This is a genomic window from Aquimarina litoralis (assembly GCF_019295435.1).
GTDB classification, from domain to species: Bacteria; Bacteroidota; Bacteroidia; order Flavobacteriales; family Flavobacteriaceae; genus Aquimarina; species Aquimarina litoralis_A.
Genome location: NZ_WEKL01000001.1, coordinates 196,510 through 222,034 on the forward strand (window position 1 = coordinate 196,510; position 25,525 = coordinate 222,034).

29 protein-coding genes are annotated in these 25,525 nt (G+C 31.7%); 17 read left to right on the forward strand and 12 right to left on the reverse strand.

Annotated elements, in window-relative coordinates:
- Positions 1 to 255: 255 nt before the first annotated feature.
- The 4 genes from GBO31_RS00905 to GBO31_RS00920 form a co-directional block, all read right to left on the reverse strand.
- Positions 256 to 1,032 carry an SGNH/GDSL hydrolase family protein gene (locus tag GBO31_RS00905; protein ID WP_219006414.1) on the reverse strand — a complete coding sequence of 259 codons (777 nt, stop codon included), beginning with the start codon at positions 1,030 to 1,032 and terminating at the stop codon, positions 256 to 258.
- Between the two features lie 163 nt (positions 1,033 to 1,195).
- Positions 1,196 to 3,742, reverse strand: coding sequence for a carboxypeptidase-like regulatory domain-containing protein (locus GBO31_RS00910; protein ID WP_219006415.1), 2,547 nt, complete (start codon positions 3,740 to 3,742; stop codon positions 1,196 to 1,198).
- A 49-nt stretch (positions 3,743 to 3,791) separates the two neighbouring features.
- On the reverse strand, positions 3,792 to 4,691 hold the full coding sequence (locus GBO31_RS00915) for a FecR family protein (RefSeq protein WP_219006416.1): 900 nt from the start codon (positions 4,689 to 4,691) through the stop codon (positions 3,792 to 3,794).
- 77 nt (positions 4,692 to 4,768) lie between these two features.
- Positions 4,769 to 5,281, reverse strand: a complete 513-nt coding sequence (locus GBO31_RS00920) for an RNA polymerase sigma factor (protein WP_219006417.1) — start codon at positions 5,279 to 5,281, stop codon at positions 4,769 to 4,771.
- A gap of 73 nt (positions 5,282 to 5,354) precedes the next feature.
- On the opposite strand from GBO31_RS00920, the gene GBO31_RS00925 reads away from it, so the two are divergent.
- The 12 genes from GBO31_RS00925 to GBO31_RS00975 all read left to right on the forward strand — a co-directional run bounded on the left by GBO31_RS00925 (position 5,355) and on the right by GBO31_RS00975 (position 14,935).
- Entirely contained in the window at positions 5,355 to 6,923 is a 1,569-nt protein-coding gene (locus GBO31_RS00925) for a 7TM domain-containing protein (protein WP_219006418.1), read from the forward strand.
- Between the two features lie 82 nt (positions 6,924 to 7,005).
- A complete protein-coding gene (locus GBO31_RS00930; RefSeq protein ID WP_219006419.1) occupies positions 7,006 to 7,887 on the forward strand; it encodes a sugar-transfer associated ATP-grasp domain-containing protein in 882 nt (293 codons plus the stop codon).
- A 22-nt stretch (positions 7,888 to 7,909) separates the two neighbouring features.
- On the forward strand, positions 7,910 to 9,043 hold the full coding sequence (locus GBO31_RS00935) for a hypothetical protein (RefSeq protein ID WP_219006420.1): 1,134 nt from the start codon (positions 7,910 to 7,912) through the stop codon (positions 9,041 to 9,043).
- 90 nt (positions 9,044 to 9,133) lie between these two features.
- Positions 9,134 to 9,490, forward strand: a complete 357-nt coding sequence (locus tag GBO31_RS00940; protein WP_219006421.1) for a hypothetical protein — start codon at positions 9,134 to 9,136, stop codon at positions 9,488 to 9,490.
- Between the two features lie 40 nt (positions 9,491 to 9,530).
- On the forward strand, positions 9,531 to 9,680 hold the full coding sequence (locus GBO31_RS27365) for a DUF7677 family protein (protein WP_429725662.1): 150 nt from the start codon (positions 9,531 to 9,533) through the stop codon (positions 9,678 to 9,680).
- Between the two features lie 155 nt (positions 9,681 to 9,835).
- Entirely contained in the window at positions 9,836 to 10,057 is a 222-nt protein-coding gene (locus tag GBO31_RS00945) for a PLDc N-terminal domain-containing protein (RefSeq protein WP_219006422.1), read from the forward strand.
- A 107-nt stretch (positions 10,058 to 10,164) separates the two neighbouring features.
- Complete coding sequence (locus GBO31_RS00950; protein WP_219006423.1) at positions 10,165 to 10,773, forward strand: SMI1/KNR4 family protein; 609 nt, start codon at positions 10,165 to 10,167, stop codon at positions 10,771 to 10,773.
- An 84-nt stretch (positions 10,774 to 10,857) separates the two neighbouring features.
- Positions 10,858 to 11,289 carry a hypothetical protein gene (locus GBO31_RS00955; RefSeq protein ID WP_219006424.1) on the forward strand — a complete coding sequence of 144 codons (432 nt, stop codon included), beginning with the start codon at positions 10,858 to 10,860 and terminating at the stop codon, positions 11,287 to 11,289.
- Between the two features lie 102 nt (positions 11,290 to 11,391).
- The gene (locus GBO31_RS00960; RefSeq protein ID WP_219006425.1) at positions 11,392 to 11,889 is read left to right on the forward strand and encodes a hypothetical protein; all 498 of its coding nucleotides are present in this window, start codon (positions 11,392 to 11,394) and stop codon (positions 11,887 to 11,889) included.
- A 154-nt stretch (positions 11,890 to 12,043) separates the two neighbouring features.
- Positions 12,044 to 12,817, forward strand: a complete 774-nt coding sequence (locus GBO31_RS00965; protein WP_343211282.1) for an SIR2 family NAD-dependent protein deacylase — start codon at positions 12,044 to 12,046, stop codon at positions 12,815 to 12,817.
- Between the two features lie 702 nt (positions 12,818 to 13,519).
- A complete protein-coding gene (pheS, locus tag GBO31_RS00970) occupies positions 13,520 to 14,539 on the forward strand; it encodes a phenylalanine--tRNA ligase subunit alpha (protein ID WP_219006426.1) in 1,020 nt (339 codons plus the stop codon).
- On the forward strand, positions 14,540 to 14,935 hold the full coding sequence (locus GBO31_RS00975) for a hypothetical protein (protein WP_219006427.1): 396 nt from the start codon (positions 14,540 to 14,542) through the stop codon (positions 14,933 to 14,935).
- Positions 14,936 to 14,977: 42 nt separating this feature from the next.
- Here GBO31_RS00975 and GBO31_RS00980 read toward each other — a convergent pair whose 3' ends face one another.
- Entirely contained in the window at positions 14,978 to 15,166 is a 189-nt protein-coding gene (locus GBO31_RS00980; RefSeq protein WP_219006428.1) for a hypothetical protein, read from the reverse strand.
- A 389-nt stretch (positions 15,167 to 15,555) separates the two neighbouring features.
- Here GBO31_RS00980 and GBO31_RS00985 point away from each other — a divergent pair, with 389 nt between their 5' ends.
- Positions 15,556 to 16,170, forward strand: coding sequence for a hypothetical protein (locus GBO31_RS00985; protein WP_219006429.1), 615 nt, complete (start codon positions 15,556 to 15,558; stop codon positions 16,168 to 16,170).
- 92 nt (positions 16,171 to 16,262) lie between these two features.
- Here GBO31_RS00985 and GBO31_RS00990 read toward each other — a convergent pair whose 3' ends face one another.
- The 4 genes from GBO31_RS00990 to GBO31_RS01005 all read right to left on the reverse strand — a co-directional run bounded on the left by GBO31_RS00990 (position 16,263) and on the right by GBO31_RS01005 (position 20,138).
- Positions 16,263 to 17,537 carry a nuclear transport factor 2 family protein gene (locus GBO31_RS00990; protein ID WP_219006430.1) on the reverse strand — a complete coding sequence of 425 codons (1,275 nt, stop codon included), beginning with the start codon at positions 17,535 to 17,537 and terminating at the stop codon, positions 16,263 to 16,265.
- Positions 17,513 to 18,136, reverse strand: a complete 624-nt coding sequence (locus GBO31_RS00995; RefSeq protein WP_219006431.1) for a DUF6624 domain-containing protein — start codon at positions 18,134 to 18,136, stop codon at positions 17,513 to 17,515. Before GBO31_RS00995 ends, GBO31_RS00990 begins: the two co-directional genes overlap by 25 nt.
- 141 nt (positions 18,137 to 18,277) lie before the next feature.
- Positions 18,278 to 19,771: a M56 family metallopeptidase gene (locus GBO31_RS01000; protein WP_219006432.1), complete on the reverse strand. Its 1,494-nt coding sequence runs from the start codon at positions 19,769 to 19,771 to the stop codon at positions 18,278 to 18,280.
- A gap of 4 nt (positions 19,772 to 19,775) precedes the next feature.
- Complete coding sequence (locus tag GBO31_RS01005) at positions 19,776 to 20,138, reverse strand: BlaI/MecI/CopY family transcriptional regulator (RefSeq protein WP_219006433.1); 363 nt, start codon at positions 20,136 to 20,138, stop codon at positions 19,776 to 19,778.
- A 235-nt stretch (positions 20,139 to 20,373) separates the two neighbouring features.
- Here GBO31_RS01005 and GBO31_RS01010 point away from each other — a divergent pair, with 235 nt between their 5' ends.
- Positions 20,374 to 21,846, forward strand: a complete 1,473-nt coding sequence (locus tag GBO31_RS01010) for an alpha/beta hydrolase family protein (protein ID WP_219006434.1) — start codon at positions 20,374 to 20,376, stop codon at positions 21,844 to 21,846.
- A gap of 27 nt (positions 21,847 to 21,873) precedes the next feature.
- Here the strand turns inward: GBO31_RS01010 and GBO31_RS01015 are convergent, their stop codons facing one another.
- The gene (locus tag GBO31_RS01015) at positions 21,874 to 22,245 is read right to left on the reverse strand and encodes a hypothetical protein (RefSeq protein ID WP_219006435.1); all 372 of its coding nucleotides are present in this window, start codon (positions 22,243 to 22,245) and stop codon (positions 21,874 to 21,876) included.
- A 32-nt stretch (positions 22,246 to 22,277) separates the two neighbouring features.
- Positions 22,278 to 22,655 carry a hypothetical protein gene (locus GBO31_RS01020; protein ID WP_219006436.1) on the reverse strand — a complete coding sequence of 126 codons (378 nt, stop codon included), beginning with the start codon at positions 22,653 to 22,655 and terminating at the stop codon, positions 22,278 to 22,280.
- Between the two features lie 234 nt (positions 22,656 to 22,889).
- On the opposite strand from GBO31_RS01020, the gene GBO31_RS01025 reads away from it, so the two are divergent.
- Both GBO31_RS01025 and GBO31_RS01030 read left to right on the forward strand, forming a co-directional pair.
- The gene (locus tag GBO31_RS01025; RefSeq protein ID WP_219006437.1) at positions 22,890 to 23,255 is read left to right on the forward strand and encodes a hypothetical protein; all 366 of its coding nucleotides are present in this window, start codon (positions 22,890 to 22,892) and stop codon (positions 23,253 to 23,255) included.
- Positions 23,252 to 23,545, forward strand: coding sequence for a hypothetical protein (locus tag GBO31_RS01030; protein ID WP_219006438.1), 294 nt, complete (start codon positions 23,252 to 23,254; stop codon positions 23,543 to 23,545). Before GBO31_RS01025 ends, GBO31_RS01030 begins: the two co-directional genes overlap by 4 nt.
- Before the next feature lie 76 nt (positions 23,546 to 23,621).
- On the opposite strand, the gene trpS is transcribed toward GBO31_RS01030, so the two are convergent.
- Entirely contained in the window at positions 23,622 to 24,590 is a 969-nt protein-coding gene (gene trpS, locus GBO31_RS01035; RefSeq protein WP_219006439.1) for a tryptophan--tRNA ligase, read from the reverse strand.
- 73 nt (positions 24,591 to 24,663) lie between these two features.
- Here trpS and GBO31_RS01040 point away from each other — a divergent pair, with 73 nt between their 5' ends.
- On the forward strand, positions 24,664 to 25,404 hold the full coding sequence (locus GBO31_RS01040; protein ID WP_219006440.1) for a lysophospholipid acyltransferase family protein: 741 nt from the start codon (positions 24,664 to 24,666) through the stop codon (positions 25,402 to 25,404).
- The last annotated feature ends 121 nt before the right edge of the window (positions 25,405 to 25,525 follow it).

Sequence of the window (25,525 nt, forward strand, 5' to 3'; positions counted from 1 at the left end):
CGCTAACGCAGGTAAATATTCACTAGTAGAGATATATCATTATATTTTGTAATTATACACCAGTAACACCAACGATTATTAAATTTCTTAAAATAACTAAAAATTCCCCAGAATTAAAAGTAGAGTAGAAAAGAGTTGTAAAAATGAGATACCGGAAGGTTATGTTAAAACACAAGCCTACCTATTGACAGACTTGTAATACATAATCCTAATATACTTTGTTTTAGTTGTTGAGCGAAATAGTGTCTAACTTCACTAATCCAACAATGGCACTAACACATCATAATATCTTTTCGCAATTTCTGCTGCGCCAGCTTCATTATAATGTACAGGATCTGCATAAAACTGTCCGTTGTTGGTAAAACCTGTATTCATATCTACCGTAACTACATTCGAAGTATTTGTTGTTTTATTGGCAGCTAGCTGTACTATTTGTGTCTCAAATGTGGTAATTAGGTTGTTAAGGTTAGCAACTTCTTGTGTGTCACCATAGGCACCAGCAATGATTTCTACCACAATGGTTACATTAGCATTACTAGCTTGTATACCGTCTATGATCACTCCAATATTTTGAATCACCTCATCTACCGGACGGATATTATCCGCTACATCATTACCTCCTATACCTAATAATACGACATCAGCAGCTCTATTAGCACTTCCTAAAAAATCATCTAACTCTTCTAATACGCCACTAGTATCGATTCCTCCGATACCTGCATGATCATTGTCAAAAGTAGTATCCATAAAAGTAGGGTAGTTTGCAGTATCTTCTAAAGGGCCAATTAGATTAAAATTGTACCCTCCAGATTTCATGAGTTTCCAAAATTCGTAACGATAACTTTCATATTCTGGGCGAGCGCCGGCAACTCTAGAATCACCGATACAAAGGATCGCGATTTGATCTGCTGTAAGATTATCTTCTGAAGCATCGGGTATTTCATTGTTAACGGTAGAGATGGTATCGTCATCAGAACAAGAAAATGATGCGTATGATATAATAATTAGGAAGATATAAATTAACTTTTTCATAGTTGTAAATTTTATTGTTTTTTAAAATTGGATTCGATAACTGAGTATTGAAAAAATCCAATTTGATTATTAAACTCTATTTTTCCGGTTTCGTCATTATAAAATCGTGAGGCCGCATTTTTTCGAGCCAGCATAAGCGTTCAATAGCAATAATTAATGAGTTCTAAAAATACAATCGTAAGGTGATGTTAGGTGTAATCCCTAAAGATTGTTGGCGTATGATATCTAATTCTGCATCGCCATCAGCATTTTCATCTAGTTGGTAATTGATAGCAATAGGTACTTGTCTATTATAAAGATTTAGCACAGAAGCTCCAATTTGCCCTCTCCAGTCTTTATTTTTTGTAATGTCAAAATGATATGTCAATGAGGCATCTAAACGATGATAATTGGGCAAGTTTTGCCCATTTGGAGTACCAAAATTAATATCTTCATCCACCAGATTAGCATCTGTAAAAGGAGCTCCAGATCTCCAGATCCAGCCTAAAGAAAACTCCCAATCTTTTATTTTTAAAGTATTCGAAATCCTAAAATTGTGAGTAATATCGTTATTGCCTGGAAAAGAGGCTTCCTGAAATTCTGGGAACGTATATTCAATATTATTAAAAGTATACCCAATCCAAGTTCTAAAATTTTTAAATCTTCTTTTTAATAAAACATCGACACCTACCACATCACTTTCTCCGGTAGATAAATCATTATTAATATTGTTAAATCCATTCGTAAGTGAAGTCAAACCATCAATATTTTTATAATAGGCATCTATTTCGAAATTCCAATTATTCTTAGAAAATAAAAACCCTCCAGAGAATTGTACACTTTCCAAAACGGGTATTTCATCATTGTCTGAATGAATCCATAAATTATTTTCTAATCGTAGTTGTGTGTCTTCGAACTCGACCAGTTGGCTAATGGGTTGATATCTTAGTTCTCCTGTAGCTTTTAGTCGCAAAGAATTCATAATGGGATATTCTATATTAATTCGAGGTTCTGCGTAGAATTGATCCACCACTGAGTAATGTGAAGCGCGAATACCGAGATTAATAAGACCTTTATTAGCAGTAGTATATTTATAATTTGTATATACAGAATTGGAACTATTTTTTATAAGATCCGTTTCATTAATGGGAGTTTCAAATGTTCCTTCTCTGGTAACCGTATAAGATACTTCATTATTGGAAAATTGATATCCAAATGCTAGCGCATGTTTCTTATTTAGTTTATAGTTTAGTCCAAGATCAAAACCAAGGTCTTCAACTGTGTTTTTTCGAACAGATTGCTCTTCGATTACTGTTTCTTGGGTTTCTGTAAAATTATAATCAGAATCATAGGTAGAATAATATCCTTTCATAGTAGCTTCCACGTTTTTGAAACTTGTATGAATCCAGGAAAAACTTGCACCTTCATTCTGAATAGTCAGATTATCTCTGAGTTGATCTTCTTCATTATTAATTTCGAAAGCAAGATCATTTTTGGTGTAAATGCCACTTACACTTATTTTATTATGTTCTGATATATCTCCAATGAGCTTTACACTAGTATCATAGAAAAAGAAATTATTATCAGAAACTTCTTCTTCTATTTCATCTTCTTCAATATCGATTGGGTTTAGTGCATTTGTAATTTTAGTATTTTGAAATACTTTTTCAAAATATGCGGAATAGGTTGGAGTTTCTAGATAATCTGTATAAGCTCTTCTTCCTGAAACAATGAGTCCTATTTTTTTTCCAATAGGAGCTTTTATAAATAGATCCGCATGTGTACCATTGATACCAGCACCACCTGTTAGTTTTTCTGGAATTTTATCATCGCTAGAAATGTCAATTACGCCAGAGACTCTGTCTCCATATTTAGGATCTGCACCTCCTTTGAATATTTTTGCGTCAGAAACAACGTAAGGGTTAAAAGCAGAAATTAAACCAAACAAATGCCCTGTATTATACATTTTGATATGATCCCAAAGAATCAGGTTTTGATCTGGAGATCCTCCTCTAATTTGAATTCCTGTGGCAGTTTCATCAGGACTACTTATACCAGGAATAGCCTGTAAACTCTGAAAAACATCAGGTTCTATTTGTCCTGGTATCATTCCTAAATCTTTGTTGATAATTCCAAGAGATCCATCAATGTTTTTTCCTAAACCTTTGGTAATATATTCTACAATGAGAACTTCTTCTAAGGTGGTACTCTCCTTAACAAGCAGAATGCGTTGACAATCTGATTTCTTAAATGATATAACTGGAATAGTTTTTTCACTGTATCCCACATATTGAATAGAAATAAGAGCTGTTTTGTTGATTTTCTCAAAAATGAAAAAACCATTTTCATCAGAAATCACTCCTTGATTTGATTCTTTTATAACAATAGTTGCATATGATAATGGATTATTAGTTTCGCTATCATAAAGATATCCGCATACAGTTGTTTTAGTATCTGGCGTGCTCACAGTGATTTGTCTATCTGAAATCTTATTATAAGAAAGCTTCGTCAGTTTTCTTAATGTATTTAGTATTTCATCAATAGGTGTATTATTTATTGTAATTGAAACAACTTTATCTTTTATGATATCATTGCTATAGGAAAAAATAAGTCCGTAAGATTCAGAAATATTAGTAAGTACCTCTTGTAATGGAGCGTTTTTATATTCTTTAACAATTTGGGCTTGTACTGAATAAGTAAAAAATAGGATGAATAAAATGGTTTTTTTCACACGGTTAAGATTTATTCATGTTTATTTCATTAAATAATGATATGAATGCTTACTTATTAGAAAGTTTTACTTCTTTTCCATTGACAACATATTCGATATTCATAGGTATTAGAACTGATTCTAAAGCAAGCTGCAAGTTATTGTGTAAAAAACCTCCTGAAAATAATTTATTTCCATCTATAGAGGTTCTTATAAAAGTAATCTCGTATTGTCTTTCTAATTCATCTAGAACTTCTTTTAAAGGAATACTTTTAAATAAGCTTTCTCCTTTTTTCCAAAGAGGTTCAGTTTCTGAAATGCTTACTTTATTTAATGTATTCTCTTTAAGAATAACCGACTCTCCTTTTATAATTATTTTTTCTTCATTAGTGATCGTTTGTACCTTCACTTTTCCTTCATAGCAAGCCACTTCAAAAATGTTACCCCTTGATTTTACATTAAAAATAGTTCCTAATACTGCTACTTCTCCTCCTGTAGTGATGACCTTAAAGGTTTCTCCTTTTTTTACAGTGAATAATCCTTCACCTTTTAAATCTATTTCTCGGTTTTGAGACCAAAAGAAACGATTGTATGATAGCGATGATCCTGCATTCAAATCGGCTTTGCTACCATCTGGAAGGCTTATGGCAAATCGTTCTCCATTGGCGGCTTCATGAGTTACTTTATTAAAAAATAATCCAATGATAAGAAGTATAGACGCCGCTGCAGAAATCGAATAGATAATAGGTTTTAATCGAATTACCTTCTTCTTTTTTTGATGTTGTAATTTTTCTAAGGTTACCGAAAGAGAAGCTTCCTCATCAAAAGGAGGCGCATCAAAATACTCAAGCCCTTTTACAATTTTCTCATAATCCTCAAATTCTTCAGATGTAGAAAATTGTTCCAGCTCGTCATTGGTTAAATCATTGTTTAGCCACTTTGCCAAATATGGATCTTTATCCTCTTCCATGTATTGTAGTTATTTTTCGAATAATCAGATGTTTTAATATCCGTATAACCGGTGATTAGTAAAATACCCTACCTTGCTTAAATATTTTTTATAATCTTTCTTAGTTTTTTAAGGGCATTATGCATTCTTTTTTCTACTGCTTTTACCGAAATCCCTAGCATTTCAGCGATTTCATTGTATGTTTTTTTGTCGATTCTATTTAGTAAAAATACTTCACGTTGCGCTTCAGAAAGATCTCCAATAGCATTTTGAAGCTTGATCATAAACTCTTTTTCTTCCAGAATAAAATCTGGGGATTCATGATTTCTATCTCGATGTGAAAGTTTAGAATAGGCTAACCTCACTTTTTTATGCTCTACCTGATTTAAGAACAAATTTGTGGATACCTTGTACAAAAAGGCTCTTGCTTTTTCTAAGATTACCTTTTTACAATTATTCCATAATCGAATAAAAGATTCTTGCATAATATCTTCGGCTTGGTCAGGATCTCCACATTTATAATAGATATGATTTCTGATGGTTCTGGAGTGTGTTATGAACAGTTCATTAAACACGTCTTGCTCACAAACAGATTTGGAGGATACACTCATAAGTGAATTTTTTTTTCAATCCAGGGTAGGGTATTTTTTTTCTGCCCGGTTATACAGCCAAAAATAACTTATTATGAATTCCAAAACAAATCTTAGAACTGTGGTCATCCTAATTACAGTTATAGCCTTAACCTCTATAATGTTTAAAGTAAAACCTATCATTACAAGTTATGATGATTTTAATCCTGATAAAGTTTATAAAGTAAATTATAACTACTTTTTTAAGTCGGGAAATAAAAACACCTATGTAAAAACATTTGTTCCTAAAGATAATTCGAGACAAAGAATTTCAGTGGGAGACATATCTTTAGATAGCACCTTACATTTCAGTAAAAAGGAAGAGCAAAACCAGAATCTAAAGGCCGTTTGGAGTACTAATAGCAAGGATTCTTATCACAATGTTAATTATGAATTCATTTTTGAAGGAAAAGATAAAAGCTATATCATACCTAAGAATTTTATGAATACCACTAAAGAATATGAAGTGTTTTTAGAACCAACAGCAAATATTCAATCGGATCATGGTATGATTAGTAAATTGGCAAAACAACTTGTTCAAGATACTGGTAGTGATAAAGAAAAAATTAGAAATGTTTTTGAACATGTAGCAAGTATTCCTTCGGCGCCTATTATTACATTAACAGATGCTTTAACGACTATTAAACAGAATAGAGCGTCATGTAATGGAAAAAGTAGATTGTTTGTTGCGCTACTAAGAAATTTAGGATATCCGGCTAGAATTAAAGGAGGGATTATTGCTGAAAACACGACTAAACGAACGTCTCATGTGTGGGCAGAAGTTTTGGTGAATGGAATTTGGATTCCATTTGATACATTAAATAATCATTTTGCTTATTTACCTTCAAATTATTTAGAGATTTATCAAGGTGATGAATTTTTGATAACACATACTTCAGGAATCCAATTTGATTATACATATCAAATTAAAGAGATGAATCACATTCCCTTTTTGAAGATGAATTCTGAAGAAATTTCTAAGTTGTCTGGTGTTTCACTTTGGGGATTGGTAGCTTCTGGAATTATATCAAAATCTTCATTACATTTATTATTGTTACTACCCTTAGGAGGATTATTGGTTGCTTTTTTAAGAAATGTGGTAGGTATAAAAACATTTGGGATTTTTCTTCCGGTTTTAATTGCTTTTTCTTTATTACATACTGGCTTTTTTACAGGTGTTTTACTTTTTGTAGGATTGATTCTATTAGTCGGACTTATCTCTTATCCGTTTGATACTATTGGATTATTGTACACACCAAAATTAGTAGTCTCACTTACCATAATGGTTGGTTTAATGATTATTGCAGCATCCATTGGATTGCAGTATAACATTAGTTGGTTAACTACCTTAACATTTTTTCCTACTATAATCTTAACCATTGCAGCCGAACGATTTTCGAGAGCTACTGTAGAAGATGGATATAAAATAGCAGTAGATAAACTATTTCAAACCATCTTGGCCACAACACTCTGTTATGGGTTGTTATCCTGGAAAACATTGCCGTCTATCCTTATTATTTTTCCAGAAATCATTCTACTTATTATAGCATCAGCTATTCTTTTAGGAAGATACATCGGGATTAGATGGACAGAGTTATACAGATTCAAACCAGTACTTCAATAATTCATTTGCAATTCAATAGTCATCCGCTATTTACCGATCAACGGTAGATAGCAAGTACCTAACATCCATAAACAAAAAAACTATGCTGTCAACAATTTTAAAAATAAACCCCTTTAAGAAAGATGAAGTAGTGGGGTTAAATGAAAGAAACATAAAACTCATCTATCCCAACAATAAAAAAAAGTATTACCCCTTAGCTGATGATAAAGTATGTACGAAAGAGATTTTGCATCAATATCAGATTCCATGTGCTAAAACCTATGCTGTTGTGACATACAATAGTGATATTAAAAAAGCTTGGGAATTATGCAAACAATATGATGCGATGGCAATTAAACCAGCAAATGGTTGTGGTGGTGGAGGTATAAAAATCATTAAAAAAGATAGTAATGGAAATTGGATCAGTAGTGGAAAAGTCATTACAGAACGACAAATATTTCAGCATATGGCTGCGATCATCATGGGATTCTTTTCATTAGGTTCTCATGATAGAGTCTTGATTGAAGAATGTATAGAACCGCATCCTTTTTTCCATAAAATTTATCCGCAAGGAGTCCCTGATTTCCGAATCATAACACTTCATAAAAACCCTGTGATGGGAATGTTAAGAATGCCTACCGATAAATCAGATGGCAAAGCAAATCTTCATCAAAATGGAGTGGGAATTGGAGTGGATTTAGCAAAAGGAACATTAACTGAAGTATATGATGGGAAAAATTATTTTGATCATCATCCAGATAGTGGATTTGTGATAAAAAATGTACCAATCCCTTATTGGGAAGAAATCCTGAAAATCTCTATAGATACAGCAAAGGCTTTCCCATTAAATTATTTGGGGATTGATATTGTAATTGATAAAAACAAAGGCCCTCAGATTATGGAGATCAATGTACGTCCAGGATTGGGAATACAATTGGTGAATAAACAAGGATTAAAAAAAGCTATCAAAGAACAAACTAATTAATACAAAAAAAGAAAGAATACCTATGAATACCATAAAGATCTGGAGTACTATTTTACTAGTATCTATTTATATTCAATCCTATAGTCAAAGTAAAAACACTTTTAATGCTGCAACGCAAGCAGGATATGAGTATAATTATTTTAGAARTCCAAAAGAAATAAGAACTGATGGAGAAATATTAACCGAAGATGATTTGATATCTAGTAGCTTTTATCAGGATGTCGAAGTGAACTACAAATTTAGATATCGTTGGAAAAATAACAGAATTAGGATTTCTGCAAATCCGTTTGCCAGAATATTTTATGAAAATATAGATGATAGTTATTGGAGTTTGAATACGGTAGCGAAATACGATTATATGTTTAACAGAAAAACCGCTTTAATCGCAGAAGCTAGGTTTATGAGAATGAATAGAGAAGGACTAGGAGGAGATCAGGATGTTCTTATTAATCCATTAGGTTATACAAATTATGGAGGTACACTAGGATTGGAGTTTACACCATTTAAAAACAACGAAAGTTCGATAGAAGGTTTTTATAATTTTAGAAATTTTGATGCATTTGGAGTGAGAGATTTACAGTATAGTGAGTTTGGTGCTCGCTTCTCTTCTGTGCAAACATTCAAAATAGGTCGGTTGAAACATAAATTAGGGTTGAATGTATATGCCAAAAAAAGATTGTATGATACGTTTAATGCCAGTGATGTTSAACCAGATGGAGAAAGAGATTGGGATTATGTAAAAGGAACTTTGTTTTATGGATTACCAATTAATAAATATTTACAACTAAGACCTAGTTTTGTGTATTATATGCGTATTGATAATTCTACGAATCGTTCTGGATTTAATCAATTCGGTCCAGGAATCGCATTAAGATATAAGAATAAGAATACCAAGGTGCGTAGCTCTTTTTCATTTATAACTCGAAACTACACAGATATTGAAGCTAGAAATACGGAAGGATTGATTGGAGAAAAATTAACCTATGAATACTCCAATTTTCAATTACATGCATCTCAAAAGATTGGTAATGGTTTTTCCATTACAGCAAACTTGTTTTCTAGAATTCGAAGTACAAATTATACAGATATAGACGCAAGATCATTTAGGAATTATAGAAATCAATATGCGGGAATTGGCATATTGTGGGAGTTTTAAGATTTCTCCCGAATTGATGGTTGGTTTTTTAGTTAAGCGTTACTTTTGTAGCGCTTAATTTTTTATATATAACAAGCAAAATATTTGGGTATGGCTAGAGACGAGAAACTTAAAGAACGATGGGAGATACTAGTGCAAAAATTATCTGCTCAATTTGGTGATGGAGAAGAACTGGATTTGGATGCGATCATATATTTAATAGGTGTTCAGGAATTAGGTCAGGTGCATCGCAAGTTTAAGAAAGATGAAAAACTAGATCTCATGCATATTGCTATCTGCAGATTGTTAGAACCTTATGGATATTATGAATTTGACTATTTTGATGATGATGGATGGCCTCATTATATAGTTAAAGAACAGTTGCCAAATCTAAAAGCGGGAGAACAATCCGTTTTAATGAAAGAAGCTATTGTAAATTATTTTTTGGCTAGTGAATATATTTTTTAGTTGTACCCAAGTGGACCAGACCTATGAAATTAATTAATTTATTGTAGCATTAAATACATTTACATATTTCATTACAAGTGTAACTCACTATCAATTAAATGGAGTTGAATATCTGGACTTGTTTGGAAAAGAACCAGATGTAACCGAACAAGCTTTTGCAATATTTGCTAAGGTAATTGAGTTGGATTAAAACGGAAACTTGTTGAATGCAAAATATGCAGAGAAAATAGCTGTTGATTTTATTCGTTCTTATTCATCCTAAATTCAAAGTAGAACTACCATATAAGGACTGGTAAACGGAACTACATTCTGCACCACCTTTAAAAAACCTAATCTAATAAAAATATGGATAAAATAATAAATGACTTCTCTATCGGGCTTTTCATTTGGCAATTGATAATATTACTTTCAATTGGTTTATGGATTTATTGCCTTATAGATATTTTGAGAAACCGATTTGAAAATAATCATAAGCTAATATGGATTTTAGTAGTGATTTTCATTCCATTAATTGGCTCAATATTTTACCTGTTTATTGGCAAAAAGAAAAGACTAAAACTGGATTAAAAAACCTACTTACAACAATTTGTATATTACATATGCCGCTTTTGGTACGCAAACACAACGTACAAGAGATGTTGTGCTCAAATAAAGCGATCAATATTGAAAATTAAATGAATACTACAGTTGAAAAATATATAAATGGGCTTAAAAATGCTTATTTTAAAAATAAGGGACAGGAAGATTGGGAACACTTTGAAAAAGTGATACACGGAGCGAAAAGAGAAAATATTGATAAACTAAAACAAATTTATCCTGATATTTCTGACGTTTTAATTGACTTACTTGGATATGTAGACGGAACATATTGGAGAAAATATGCTGAAGAAGAAATTACATTCTTTATTTTAGGTTCTGATGTTTATGAATATCCTTATTACTTATTATCATCTAAAGAAATAATCGAAAATCGAAATCAAGCTACAGAATACTATTCAGATTATATTGAAAGAAAATATGATGGAATTGAAATTGATGATAAAATCACGAATCGAGCTGACAAAATAAACTGGCTCCATTTTTCTGATTGTATGAACAATGGAGGAACTTCTCAATTGTTTATAGATTTTAGTCCATCCGAAAAAGGAAAAATAGGACAAGTAGTAAGATTTTTACACGACCCAGACGAATTTAAAGTAATCGCTGATAGTTTTGAAGATTATTTAAAAAAGTTGATGGACAATGAATATGATTTCATTAATGAGGATATAATGGAGTATTGAAAAACACAAGCACATAGCAATTTGTATATTTCAAATGCTGTCTTCGGTTAGTAGACGCAACAAACAAGAAACGTTATGCATAATATGAAAAAATCATTGCGAATAATATTATTAATTGGAATACTGACATTTGCATATTCTTGCGGATTACAGAAAAGTTCGGAATCTGACTTAAATTCGGAATTACCAAAAGAATTTTTTCAACGTTGGAAATTAGATTACGGAATGACAAATGGCGAAAAAATAAGTAGACTTCCAAAATCACCAAGTAATGACTATGAATTCAAGCGGAATGGAGAATATCTTCTTTATAATGCGGATGAAACTTTTATGATAGGAACGTGGGAATATGACAGTGAGGAAAAAACAATTTATACAAAACGTGATAATGGAGAATTAAATGGAAAGATAACAGATTTGAAAGTGAAGAGTATAACTCTTATTCCAGCTGGGGAAGCAATTGAAGGAACACCTTTTGAAAACTTTAGATTTTATTATGTTCCGAAAAGTGAGTGAAAAATCGATAAAATAATGAATGTCCAGAAAAATCGAAAAATAGGGTAACATTTTACTCCGCTACTGCACATATATAAAACGCTGTACGCAATTTGAAAAAATATGAGTCAATATTATAAAGTTGTTAATCTAGACAAAAAGCAATTCTTTTCACCTGAAATTTTTAATGACGGAGTGAAATTAGGAGCTGTGATGAATGGAATACATCCGTACGTGATTGGACGACTTTTGTTGGCTAATTTGGACTCGGGCAAGCCAATAGAAAAATTTCGAATTGGATATTGGTCTGGTGATAAAATAGCTATTGTAGGTGATGAAAGCAGAAATGAATTCACAAGTCAACTACAGGAATTTGAAAATGTAGGAGCGGAACTATTTTTCTCTTTTATCAATGATGAGAATTTTCAAGAATTGATTTTAAACCAACTTAAAACTGATAACCAATATTATGCTCGAATTGGATTTTTGGTCCATCAATGCGCTGACCAAGCTGAGATATTAAAAAGGTTTCTAATTCGGAATTTTGGTAAGGATTGGGAGAAAAAAGCAAAAGAAGTTTGGCAGAATAAAAAAACAACGTTTATTGAATTAAGTGTTTAAAAAGCCAAGTTTAACAAGGTGTATAGTATATGCAAAGCACTTGCCGTTGATAGAACGTTACCCCCAATTTTAAATCATTAACAAAAGAATCATAGAGCGAATAGAATACTGTCTAACAAAGGGTAAAAGGATTTCCTTTCTTGTTGGAGCAGGGATCTCTGCAGAAAGTGGAATCCCAACTTTTCGTGGTGAAGATGGTTATTGGGTTTCTGGTTCCAAGAATTATAAAGCTCAAGAAATTGGAACCAAAAGATTTTTTGATATCGCTTCGCACGAAGTTCTTAAATTCTATTTATACAGAAAATCTATAACACAATTCGCTACACCTAATCAGAGTCATTTAAAGTTGAAAGAAATTGAGGATGTTCTTGATGACAAATTTGCCTTAATTTCTCAGAATGTGGATAGTTTACATAAAAAAGCTGGAAATTCGGAAGAGAATACTTTTCTGATCCACGGAGATCATGATTTTATGAGATGTGGAGATGAATGTTCAAGTGAATTGTATCCTTTCCCAAAAGAAATTGAATTAAGAAATAGAAAAAAGGATCAGCTAACTGAAGAGGAAATTAAAATCTTAAAATGTCCTAAATGTGGAGAAGATTTAAGACCTCATGTTTTGTGGTTTGATGAATATTACAATGAAAAATTCTTCAAAAAAGATACTGTCTTAAGAATTTCTAAGGAAACCGGAATATTGTTTGTTCTTGGAACTTCTGGAGAAACAACGCTACCTCAAGTAATCGCTAAAAATGTTTTAGCCAAAAGTGGAATGGTTGTAGAAATAAATATTGCAGACAGTTATTTTTCGGAGTTATTAAAAAATAAAAAGAACAGAATTATAATCAGGTCTGAAAGTAGTCCATTCTTAACTGAATTAAAAAAAGAAATAGAAAAACAGGTGATAGCATTGTATAACAAATCATAGCTACTCTTGGTAAGTTACATTCGTTTTATTAAACGATAAGACATCAACCAAAATGAGATAACACTATTTTAAAATAAGAAAAGGGAACCAATCCGGTTCCCTTTTTTATTGATATTTAATATTTAGTAATTATCTACTCATGGCATACCAGCAAGCCGAAGGAAGATTACTAATTAAGTCTTTTAATCCTTTCATATCAATAATCAGAATTCCAAAAAATAACTTTTTCATATCCGGCAATTTTTAATTAAACATTATACCATAGCTAACTTTTAGCTACGTACCAATAAATTACATCTATTCAGTTAGGTAAGGTTGTTTGGGAAGATTATATTAAAAGATATGTTATCTACGTTTAATACACTTAAATATAAGGAATTATAGCAGCATTATCAAGTTTTTTAACGAGCTTTAACGTACTTTTTTATAGTCTTTTATGTTTTTTGTGATTGCCGTAAGTTTTTTAGGTTCGGATACCTTCTGGAAAACTGATTTTTTCAATATAAGAACACATTGGTTATCGCATCTTTTAGGTGGAATTTCAATATTCTATCTCATGTTGTATACATATCGCGACGATCTAGAGCAGCATAAAATACTAACAGAAAGTTTATTTTTCTTAATATCACACATTTTATTCTCAAAAACATACATTTTTTAGGTACAAATCTTAAATTTGCCTTCTCTAATAAGCACAAGATCATGATCGATAAGATTAAAGAATATATATCGGAAGTTGAAGATTTTTCGGCAAAAACCAAGGAAGAAGTTGAAGCATTCAGAATAAAGTTTTCTGGTAAGAAGGGACTTGTAAATGATTTTTTTGCTGAATTCAGAAATATAGCTAATGATCAGAAAAAGGAGTTTGGTCAAGCCATAAACGCTTTAAAAGTCGCGGCAGAGGAAAAAGTAAAGGCTTTAAAAGACGAATTAGAATCTAAAGAAGAGGATAAAGGTACATATGGAGATTTAACACGTCCATCTGAGCCTATAACTCTAGGTTCGAGACATCCAATTTCATTGGTGAAAAATCAGATAATAGATATATTTTCTCGTATTGGTTTTAATGTAAGTGAAGGTCCTGAAATTGAAGATGATTGGCATAACTTTACAGCATTGAACTTACCAGAATATCATCCGGCACGTGATATGCAGGATACGTTTTTTGTACAAACAAATCCTGATATCCTTTTAAGAACTCATACTTCTTCGGTTCAGGTAAGATATATGGAAGAGAATAAACCGCCTATTAGAACGATATCACCAGGAAGAGTATATCGTAACGAAGCAATCTCAGCTAGGTCTCATTGTTTTTTCCATCAAGTAGAAGGATTGTATATTGATAAGGATGTTTCTTTTGCTGATCTGAAGCAAACTTTGCAATATTTTACCACAGAAATGTTTGGTAAATCTAAAATCAGACTACGTCCATCTTATTTCCCTTTTACAGAACCAAGTGCAGAAGTGGATGTGTATTGGGGACTAGAAACAGAAACGGATTATAAAATGACCAAAGGAACTGGATGGTTAGAGATTATGGGTTGTGGTATGGTAGATCCAAATGTGCTTAAAAACTGTAATATTGATCCAGAAGAGTATAGCGGATTTGCTTTTGGAATGGGAATAGATCGTATCGCATTATTGTTATATGGAGTTTCAGATATTCGTATGCTTAGCGAAAATGATGTGCGCTTTTTAGAACAATTCAAATCAGCCTTATAATTGAGAAAGGACATAGAAATCCCAGTTGTAAAAGACGTTTATATTGCCGTTGTAAAAGAATGGAATGAGGAGTTCGGTGGCTATGACTGGAATTCATATATCATCAATGATCAAGAAACACCTATAGAAATGGTGTTTGTAGTCACAAAAGGCTATAATACCGAAAAAAAGACTTCTTTATTACGACACGGTATTGGAACGGTAAATGCTAAATCTTCGGCAAAAATAGAAATGATTCAAGAGGAATTATTTGTTATGAATAATGAGTTTGCGGTTTCTTTCTTTTCTGAAGGAAAACTGTATGATAAGAAATATCTATTTAGAAAAAATACCATAAACGAAAATGCATTTCAAGATCTTCCTGTGATGCAACAAAGAGGTGTTTTGGTAAAGTAATGTATAGAGCTAGAATAGTAAACTGGACTACGGTTTCTATCCTTAGTGATTAATATGTTTGTTGGGTTTGTAGCTGTCACCTCTATCAATACCTCCCATAATTCTTCTAAGAGATTTTTTTCCTAGAATAGAAGAGTTTTCCAACTTTTTAAATGTGTCTGATATTTTATGTTTTTTAATCGACATTGACATTTTTAGATATGTATTTGTTATTAATAATTTGTTCTTCATAAATATACTTAATTTTTAATCAAACAAATGCTAACAGACTATGAAGTGGGAAATCTTAGGAAGTTTCTATTTTAGTAACTATAAAACAGTAGATAGTTTCCTTTATCCAAAAAATACATCATTCCACTACTAAATAGTCAATGAACATGGGGTTACAAACTTCTTTTTTTAGAACTTTTCAGTTAAATAACTTCCTTAAAAACAGGTAAATGCCCTGTATTTTGATGCTGTTCAGAATGTACATTAGCATCATATTTTTCAACTAAAATTTTCACATATAATTTCGGTATCATTTAAAGTATACTGAATTATCAAAACATTCCCCTATATCATTGGTCTGCCAACAACCAATAATACAGGGGATTTTTTAATCTTAAAACCTAAATAATATGAAAAAAGTATTTTTTTTAGTCGTAGTAATAGCCATTGGGATGTTCTACGCTTGCGAAAGAGAAACTGTAGAAGCACCAACAGAAGTAGAGTCTATTGAAGCAACTGATTTGGTAGAAATCGAAGGCAAAAGATATGGTAGATGCTTTTATTTAATAGAACCAGGTCTAAAATTTCTAGGTAGATGTTATACTAGTTTTCCAAGTATCTGTAAGATTCATAAAATTTGTATCCCAGATATCATCTATGATCCTTGTTGGTTTGTGCCATGTTGGATTGACATTTTCGATCCTTGGATTATTTATGAAAAACTAGATCCTAGAGAGTTTATTTCTATCAAGGATAAATTGGAGCTTGATATTGATCCAAAAGAAGCAGCAATTCCATTTGCATTAAATGAAAGAATAGCAGGATTACAAGTATATAATCAAGAAGGAATTTTGAAAGGAGAAACTTTTGTGATTAAAGAAAATCTTGTGCTTGATGCTGAAGTGTCAAAAGAGCTTGGATTACAAGGTAATGTTGTGAGAGCAGGAGAGTATCCAGTGATTGCAAACAAGGAAAATGGAACTTTTAATGTCATTCTTAGCGTAGAAAAGGGCTTTGAACGTTAATTTTAAGTATTGTTGGTATAAAAGGTCTACTAGAATAGATTCTAGCAGACCTTTTCTATTTACTATAGATTTTGCTTAGGAAAAGAAGTTGTCTATTCTCCGTACATTTTTACATCTTTATATTGCCAAAGTAAATTCACTATTTCCCAATGATCATTTAGTTTGATTAATTGTAAATATTCAACCCAGTTATCAGAGGTTAATTTTACGGTTGCAATTCGATTATAAATATCAAGAATCTTTATTTGATTTGTTGGATTAAATGGGAATTTAGAGCCTGATGCATTCCAACTCTCCGCAAAATCAATCATTTGATCTTTAGTTGTCTTTTTAGCAAATTGTTTCTTTATATCGTGATCATATCCTACTGTAATTTTGTTTAAACGATCATTCAAAACGGAATCCATTAATTGTGGTCGTAATTTTTGTAATGCTATTAAATATCCTAATGATCGTTTTTGTATTTCTAATGAATCATTGGTGGTAGCAATTCTACTTAATTTGACAGTTGCATTCGAATATATTTTGCGGGTACTGATTACTTTTTTCTTAGTATTCAATAATCGCAGTTTAGTATGATTCCCAATGGTATCATATTCTTTTATACCAATTGAATATCCCCATTCATTCATTACAAAATTTTTGTCTTTAGAATGATAAGAATATTTGATATGGTTCCCAATCTCATCATAAAAATCTTTATATGATGCAATACCAAAATGATTGTCTTCTACTTCTAATTTAGAGTTTAAGTTATAATGCTCTTTTGGGCAGCCAGTTTTGTCCAGTACAATACCGGTAATACCAAATTCGAAATATGGAGATAGGTCAACAAGTTTTCCTGCGAGATTATATCTTCTCTCTATAATGTATTTCTTAGATGGTTCCCAGCGATATTCTGTAATCTCCCAATTGGATTCCATTGGTTTATCTTTTAAGTCATAAAAATTCAATTGTTTTCTCAGACCATTTTTGTCCAATAAAAAGACTTCCTTATAAACATTTCGATGGTTTGTTATTCTATCGTTATTAGGATTAAAAAACGTTCTAATTTCTTTGCCGTCTGTATAATTGATAACCACCTTGTAAACACCTAAAGAAGCAAGAGGATGAGTTTTTTCGGTATGGTAATGATTATTGATGATTTCGGTTAGTCTATTCGACTTATCAAACCTGAATACATAATGAGATGTTTTGTTTGCAGTAATACTATCTATTTGATGTATTCCTTTTAGTTCGATATAAGGTGAAACATGATTATATCTCAAATGTCTATAATACATACTATGCTGAGAAAAGGAAAGCATAGATGATATTAAACTAAAAGCAAGAAGTAACTTGGTTATAGTTTTTGAGGAGTTGTCCATATAAGGTTTTTTGATTTTGCAAAATCTTCAATAGAAGTAAGCCCAAGTTCTTTTCTTCTTTTATTTATATATTCAGGATGTTTAACGGGAAGAAAAAAAGGGTCTCCTTTTGTGTCGTAATTAAACTGTGTTCCGTATAATTGAGGTTTATTGGAGTTTATTAGCATTCTATCGATTAATCTAGCATAATGAATTGCTTGAGATTCTTTTTTCAAAACAGATGCTTTTAATAATGGAGCATATTTTTGTTTTGCTGCGATAGAACCATGTTGAAGAACCGCCCAAAGAGTAGTGTTGCCTAATCGACCAACATCAGAGATCCCTAACCAGCCGTAAGCGTCGATAATAGCGCTAACCTCTTTTTCTAGTAGTTTATCTTGTTTTTCTACTACTTCCCAGAAATACTCCATTTCTTCGGATTCTTTTCCAAACTTTTCCTCAGCTTGTAGGTATAATTTTCTAAATAGTTGATCTTTCATAAAAAGAACTTGTAGTTGTTCTTTTAGGTCTTCTTTAATCTTATTGTCTAAAGGTTTAGATTGCGCTTGAATAGTATTAAGACAAATTAAGAAAGTGACAGTAAAGATGATAGTTTTCATAACTAAATTGGAAATAAGAAAAACACATTAGTTTATTTGGCTAAAAACAAAAATGTATCGGAAATAAGTTTATGAATGAAAGCACTTTTTCCGATACATTTTCTCTTTTTTAACCCAAAAGTTTTTTAAGGATATTGCCGTTTATTCTTTTATTTCGAAAGCAATAGGTAGAGAATATAGTACACTTACAGGTTTACCATCTTTAATTCCTGGTTGCATTTTAGGTAACATCTTTATGACACGTGAAGCCTCGTCTTCTAGGCTTGGATGTGGTGCTCTAGCTTGTATGTCTTCGATATCTCCATTAGTGTTTATTTTAAATCTCACATAAATTCTTAGTTTTCCAGTAAGACCAACTTCATCTCCAAGTTTAACATTAAACTCTTTGCCTACATGCTGAGCTACTTGTTGAGAAAAGCATTTTTTTGCATCTACACCTGTAAGATCACTACAATTAGGATGTATTGGAGCAGCATCTAATTTCATAAAAGGAACACCTTCTATTTCAACTTTTTCAGTAATCTTAGGCTTTAGTTTAGAAATTGTTTGCATAAGACTGTTCAAAACTTTGATATTTTCTGGAGTCAATTCATTGTCAGATAGATTTCCCATGTCTTGCATCAGCGTAGAGAATAACTTTTCACTTTCTTCAGAATAAGTGCCTTCACTTTCGATTTTGTTTAATAAAGATTCGGCTCTTTGGGTAATAGTGGTTACAGGAACTTCTTTGTTTTCTATCGCACGCTGATCTTCAGAGCAAGAACTATAAACTAACATGGTGGCGATAACTGGAATTAGCAATAAATACTTTAGTTGATAGATTTTTTTTGATTTTGACTTTTGTAACATAACTAGTCGATTTTTAATTAGTGAATGATTAAAAAATGTATTGATAAATGATATTCTTTCAGTTTGAAAAACCTGTGATAAAAGGTCCTGATAATATTCTTTTTTGTTAGTGCTAGCGATAGCTTTGGCATCTGCGATATACTCCTGAAGCATAGCCATTCTATTTTGATACATATAGATTAATGGATTGAACCAAAATAGTATTCGTAAGATTTCAAAAAAGATAAGATCGAAAGAATGATATTCTTTTACATGAACTTTTTCATGTTCAATAACATTGGTTTTTTTAAGTTGTGATAGGTTGCTTCCAACATAAATTGTTTTAAAAAAGGAAAAAGCTGTTGTTGTATTAGGTAATGAAACCAACGTAATGTTTTGAGATTTTACTTTGGTGCCGCTTTTTCTCAATTTTATGATTTTAAATATTTTATAAATAAATAATAATAAACTGCAAGCAATACCGATATACCATAAATATCCCAGAATAGGTAGTATTGAATAGTAATCCGGAATATGGTTTTCAGATCCAATAGTTACTTCAGGAAGATTATATACTTGCATCGGAGCATTAGTAATTAGAACTTCAGGTAGTTGAATACTATAGGTTTCTGGTATCGTATTTCTAATAAATTCTAAATGAACAAGTGGAAGTAATAAACTTAGTATTGGTGTAATAAGTAAGTATATTCTATTCCAATTAAAAAACGTTTCTTTTTTCAGAAACAAATCATACGTTGCTAAAAAAAGTAATTGAAATGCTATAATTTGTAAGATATAATGTATCATGACGTTATTCTTCTTCGTTATTAATTTCTCTAAGTGCTTCTTCCATTTCTGCAAGGCTGATATCATTTTTCTTCATGAAAAAAGAAACCATACTTTGAAAAGATCCCTGAAAGTATCCATCAATTAATTTGGTAATACTTTGATTGCTATATTCGGTTTTTTTAACCAAGGGAATGTAGATGTGGATTCTTCCTTCTTTTCTATAGTTCACAAAGCCTTTGTCTTCTAATATTCTAACAATAGTCGATACTGTATTATAAGCTGGTTTAGGTTCTGGTAATTCTTCAAGAATTTGAACAACACTACCTTCATGTAAATCCCATAGGATTTTCATGATATCTTCTTCTGCTTTTGTTAATTGCTTCATTCTTTATCGATTTTTAGTTTCAAACTAAGGTCTTAGTTTGAGATCGCAATATAAACTAAATATTTAGTTTGAACTAATATTTTAGTTTTAATTTTTGTTTTGATATACATTATGATTCATTTCAAAGGTGTTAATAGGGTAGAAAAGCCTTTAAAAATGGTAGTTTGTCGCTTAAATCTCAATAGCTCTTATAATTTAGAAATATTGCAGTATAATGTTTTGATCCTTTTATGATATGAGATTTTTAGAAGTGTTTTTGCTAGTAATTATTACAATTTTACCATTTATCAAGCGACCGCTGATCAAGAAGATTTCAAAGAAATATATACTGGCTTTAATCTTATTGCTTGTCATTATGCATCTTGTAATCGATGGTTGGCGTTGGCAAATGTTACCTGCTTATTTTTTGGTTTTAATTATAATCTGGAGAATCTATCATATTGATTTAATGAAGATGTTGAAGCTTACTTTTATTAGAATTTTTGGATATGTTTTCCTCATAGTAACTCTTACTTTGGCATGGATTTTACCAATAGTGCTTCCGGTTTTTTCATTGCCAAAACCAACAGGCATATATAATGTAGGTAGTACATGGATTCATATTAAAACAGACCGAGATGAGGTGATTACAAAAGATCTTTCTGACAAAAGAGAATTGATGGCAAAGATATGGTATCCCACAGATGATATTTCAGAAGGAAAGAGAGAGCCATACGTGGATCAAGCAAATCGACTTGGTTTCATTAGGAAATATAGCATGGGCATTTTACCTCCTTTTACGATAAATTATTTGGATCGTATTAAAACATATGTGTATGAAGGAGTACCTATTTCCAAACAGAAGTTTCCCGTTTTGATTTTCTCTCCTGGTTATGGCTCGAAATCTACAGGTTATTATGCATTGTTATCAGAAATTGCTAGTCATGGATATATTATTGTTAATGTATCTCATACATATGAAAGCTTAGGAACAACTTTTACTGATGGTAGTATGAAGTTTTTCGATTATGAGTATCAATATCAACAAGATGCTTCATCAATGGATCACATTATACCAATAAAAGAGGCTTTTGAAAAAGATATTTCCTTTAATGAACGTCATAAAATAATTAGAGAAGCGTCTAAAGATTATTTTGTAACGCATATTGTAGAAAGATGGTCTAAAGATTTAATGTCGGTTATAGACCACTTAGAAACATGGAACAAGACTGGTTTTCTCAAGGAACGACTGGATTTAGATAAGATTGGGGTTTTTGGACATTCTAGAGGAGGAGGCGCTGCTGGTCAAACCGCATTAAAAGACAGTAGAGTAAAAGCTGCGGTAAACATAGATGGAATTCAATGGGGAGAAATGATGGATACTATATTTGAAAAACCTTTTCTTTTTCTATCCGCAGATTGGCCAGAAGATCACGAAAATATAAGTGCTCACGCATATGTAAACAAGAGCACGGATTATTTCTATGAATGTAAATTATTAACTTCTGGACACCCAAATTTTATGGATATTCCTTTGATGATTCCGATACAATCCGTTGCAGGTACGGGAACTATAGATGCAGAACTTGGTTTAAAAATAACCAATGAATTAGTGGTTGAATTCTTTAATAAACATTTAAAAAATGAAGCAAATGCTGATCCTATTAAAATTGGCAATAGACACACATTATTAGAAATGAAAGTTCATAAAGGAGATTCTATCAGATGATATTGCGTAAAGTTTTTTTAGTTAAAATCATGAATTATATCGTATTGTTCTGGTGAACGTTTGATGTTTTACACGTTTTCCGTTTTCTATTTTGTAAACCCTTTTTTCAACCCAATTTTGTTTTTCATCATACTTATATTCATACTCATATGCATCCGGTTTTATAAGTTTTCCCTGTTGATCGTACGATTTTTCAAGCTTTACTAGGTTGCCATCTACAATCAAATCATCACGTTTCAACACGTTTCCTTTTGGATCTAATAGCTTGGTAACTACTAAATTGTTAGGGTAATCATATTCCGCAACTTCGATAAATCCACTTGGTTTAGCTCCAGGTTGTTGTAGGCTAACAGAAATTGGATGCCCTTTTTCGTTATTCGCTATTAAAACTTCGCGCATGATGATATTGAAATTATTACTTTCTGTTATTTTTATAATATTCCCTTTTGGTCATATTGATATTTCGAAGTTTCTGAACTATATCCAAGCATCTTATTCCAAGTTTCACGTTTTGCGGATAAACTTCTAAGGCCAGTTTCATCAAAACTTCTGATAAGTTTGCTTTTTAAAGAATCCTTATCATCATATATTATACAAGAAACAATTTTATGATGATCATTTAATGTAGTTATATCTTTTACCGTTTCTGTACCTTCTTCGGTATAAGAAGTGATCAAGGTAGTAATTTCGGATACTTGTTTATCATTTAAAATATCTGCTCCTTTATCATGAAGCAAGGTTTTATAAATATTTTGAGAAAAACCTTGTAAAAAGAGAAATACGAACACTAAACTGCAATTTACTTTCATAACTTTTACCTATTTCTTTAGATCATTTAAGATAAAAAAATATGCTTACGAAAACAAATATTACGATAAGCTGGATGTAAAGAAAGCTTAGATGAATAATTTTTATTTCTACATGTTTACTTATACATACTGATTTACACTAATGATCAAAGAACTTCACTAGGCCATAACAAATAACTGTTATAAATGGTCCGGGAAGTTCTTTTCTATTTTTTAACTTAAAACCATATAATCATGAAAAAACGATCATTAGTAATTATTGGGGCAATGTTATTTGTTTTAGTAGCTTGTCAAAAAGAAAATGTCGCTGAAGAAACCAGTATTTTGGAGATGAATTCAGAGCAAATTAGTAATGACTTACAACAAAAAAGATCTGGCGAGTTCTGTAGATTTACACTACAGATCAATGCTAAAAGTGAACCTGATCCGGCTACGGGAAATTTTAAGTGTCGATATAGTCTTGGTGATATTTGTGCAATTGTAGAATGTATACCAGATCCAGATATTATTTTTGAATTACCACCAGTGGTTTGGGATCCTTGCTTAGTAGTTCCATGTGGGATTGATTTTATAGATCCTTTAAAGGACTATACGAATTGAGATTAGATGAAAAAGTGGAAGGGATTCCGTTTGCATTAAATAAAAATGTATTAGGAGTACAATTTTATGAACCACCAACATCTGGGTTTCAAGATTTCGAGATTGTTTATGGAGATCCAACTCCGCAACCGAGTATATTCTATTTAGAAAACAAAATTGTTTTAGATCCAGTAATGGCTAAAAAAATGGGATTGCAAGGAAATGTAATCCTACCAGGAAAATATCCGGTAGTGGTTAATAAGGAAGATAAAACACACAATTTATTAGTAGTTGTAGAAAATGGGTTTTGATCAATAAATGTTTTATAAAAGATAAAAGCCAGTTCTAAAATGACTGGCTTTCTTTTATTTTATGTTTGCACTTTAGTTAATATCCAACTTTTTCACGTACTCTAGAAAGTACTTTTCCTGCAACTTCTGAAGCTTTTTTAGCTCCAATCGCCAGTGCTTTGTCAACTTCTTCCAGGTTTTCCATATAATATGCATAGCGTTTTCGTTCTTCAGCAAACTTTGTAATCAAAAGCTCATATAACGCTTGTTTTGCATGTCCATATCCGTAGTTACCACCTTCGTAATTTGAACGCATTTCTGATATTTCATCAGGTGATGCTACTAATTGATATAGTGCAAACACATTACAAGTATCAGGATCTTTAGGCTCTTCCAGTGGTGTACTATCGGTTTGGATAGACATAATATTTTTACGTAATTTTTTGTCTGGTAAAAATAAATTAATGGTATTTCCTTTAGATTTACTCATTTTTGCCCCGTCTGTTCCAGGAACATGCATGGTTTCTGATCTAAATTGTGCTTTTGGCAACACAAATACTTCACCAACCTTATTATGAATTCTATCTGCTACATCACGTGTAAATTCTAAGTGCTGCTCCTGATCTTTCCCAACAGGAACAATTTCAGCATCATATAATAAAATATCTGCCGCCATCAGCATAGGATAGGTAAACAATCCAGCATTTACATCTTCTAATCGATCTGCTTTATCCTTAAAAGAGTGTGCTAATGTTAATCTCTTATAAGGAAAAAAACAATTAAGATACCATGCAAGCTCGGTCACTTGAGGAACATCACTCTGACGATAAAAAACTGTTTTTTCAATATCTAAACCAAAAGCCAACCAAGTAGCAGCAGTAGAGTAGGTGTTCTCTCTTAAAATAGTAGCATCCTTTATTTGTGTAAGTGAATGCATATCTGCAATAAATAAGAAAGATTCATTCTCTGGCTGATTTGCCATCTGAATTGCAGGAATGATCGCACCTAATAAGTTTCCTAGATGAGGTGTTCCTGTACTTTGGACTCCTGTTAGAATTCTTGCCATAGTATTTTTTAGTTTCCGGCAAAGGTAATTTTTTTGTTCACATACCTCAAACCAATTATGTATTTTTGAATTTATGATGATCCTAAGAAATGTTTTAATTCTTCTTTGGCGTATTTGGTTTTATATCATGATGGGAATTCCTATTATAGTATTATTTCCAGTTTTGTTGATATTAACCTCTAGAGAAGAATGGTATCCAAAGTTTTTTGTAGTAGCGCGCTTTTGGGCAAAAATCGTATTATATGGGAGTGGTTTTATCCCCAAAGTCAAAAATGAAGGAATAGTAGAGGTAAAGAAAAGTTACATGTTCGTAGCCAACCATACTTCTATGACAGATATCATGTTGATGTTGTATTGTGTGAAGAATCCTTTTGTTTTTGTTGGAAAAAAGGAGTTAGCTAAAATCCCAATATTTGGGTTTTTCTATAAAAGAACGTGTATTCTGGTAGATAGAAGTAGTCAAAAGAGTAGGAAAGAAGTTTTCGATAGAGCTCAGGCAAGATTACAAAAAGGAACTAGTATTTGTATCTTTCCAGAAGGTGGAGTACCTGATGATGAAGAGGTGATACTAGATGAATTTAAAGATGGGGCTTTTAGATTAGCTATTGATCATCAAATACCAATACTACCCCTATCTTTTTTGGATAACAAAAAACGATTTTCATACACTTTTTTTAGTGGTAGTCCTGGTCGAATGAGAGCTTTTGTTCACAATGAGATTCCTACCAAGAGTCTGACACAAGAGCATAAAAAGGAACTTAAAACGAAAACTAGGAATATAATTCTGAACAAGTTGAAATCCCAAACATTGTAATTTGATTTCTTATAAAAACAAAAGCTGTTCCTCCCCAGAAACAGCTTTGTCATCATTGCTTCCCTAGAGCAATAATTCAACCTAACCAACTAAATTAACCTAAACACATTTAGGTATTTCT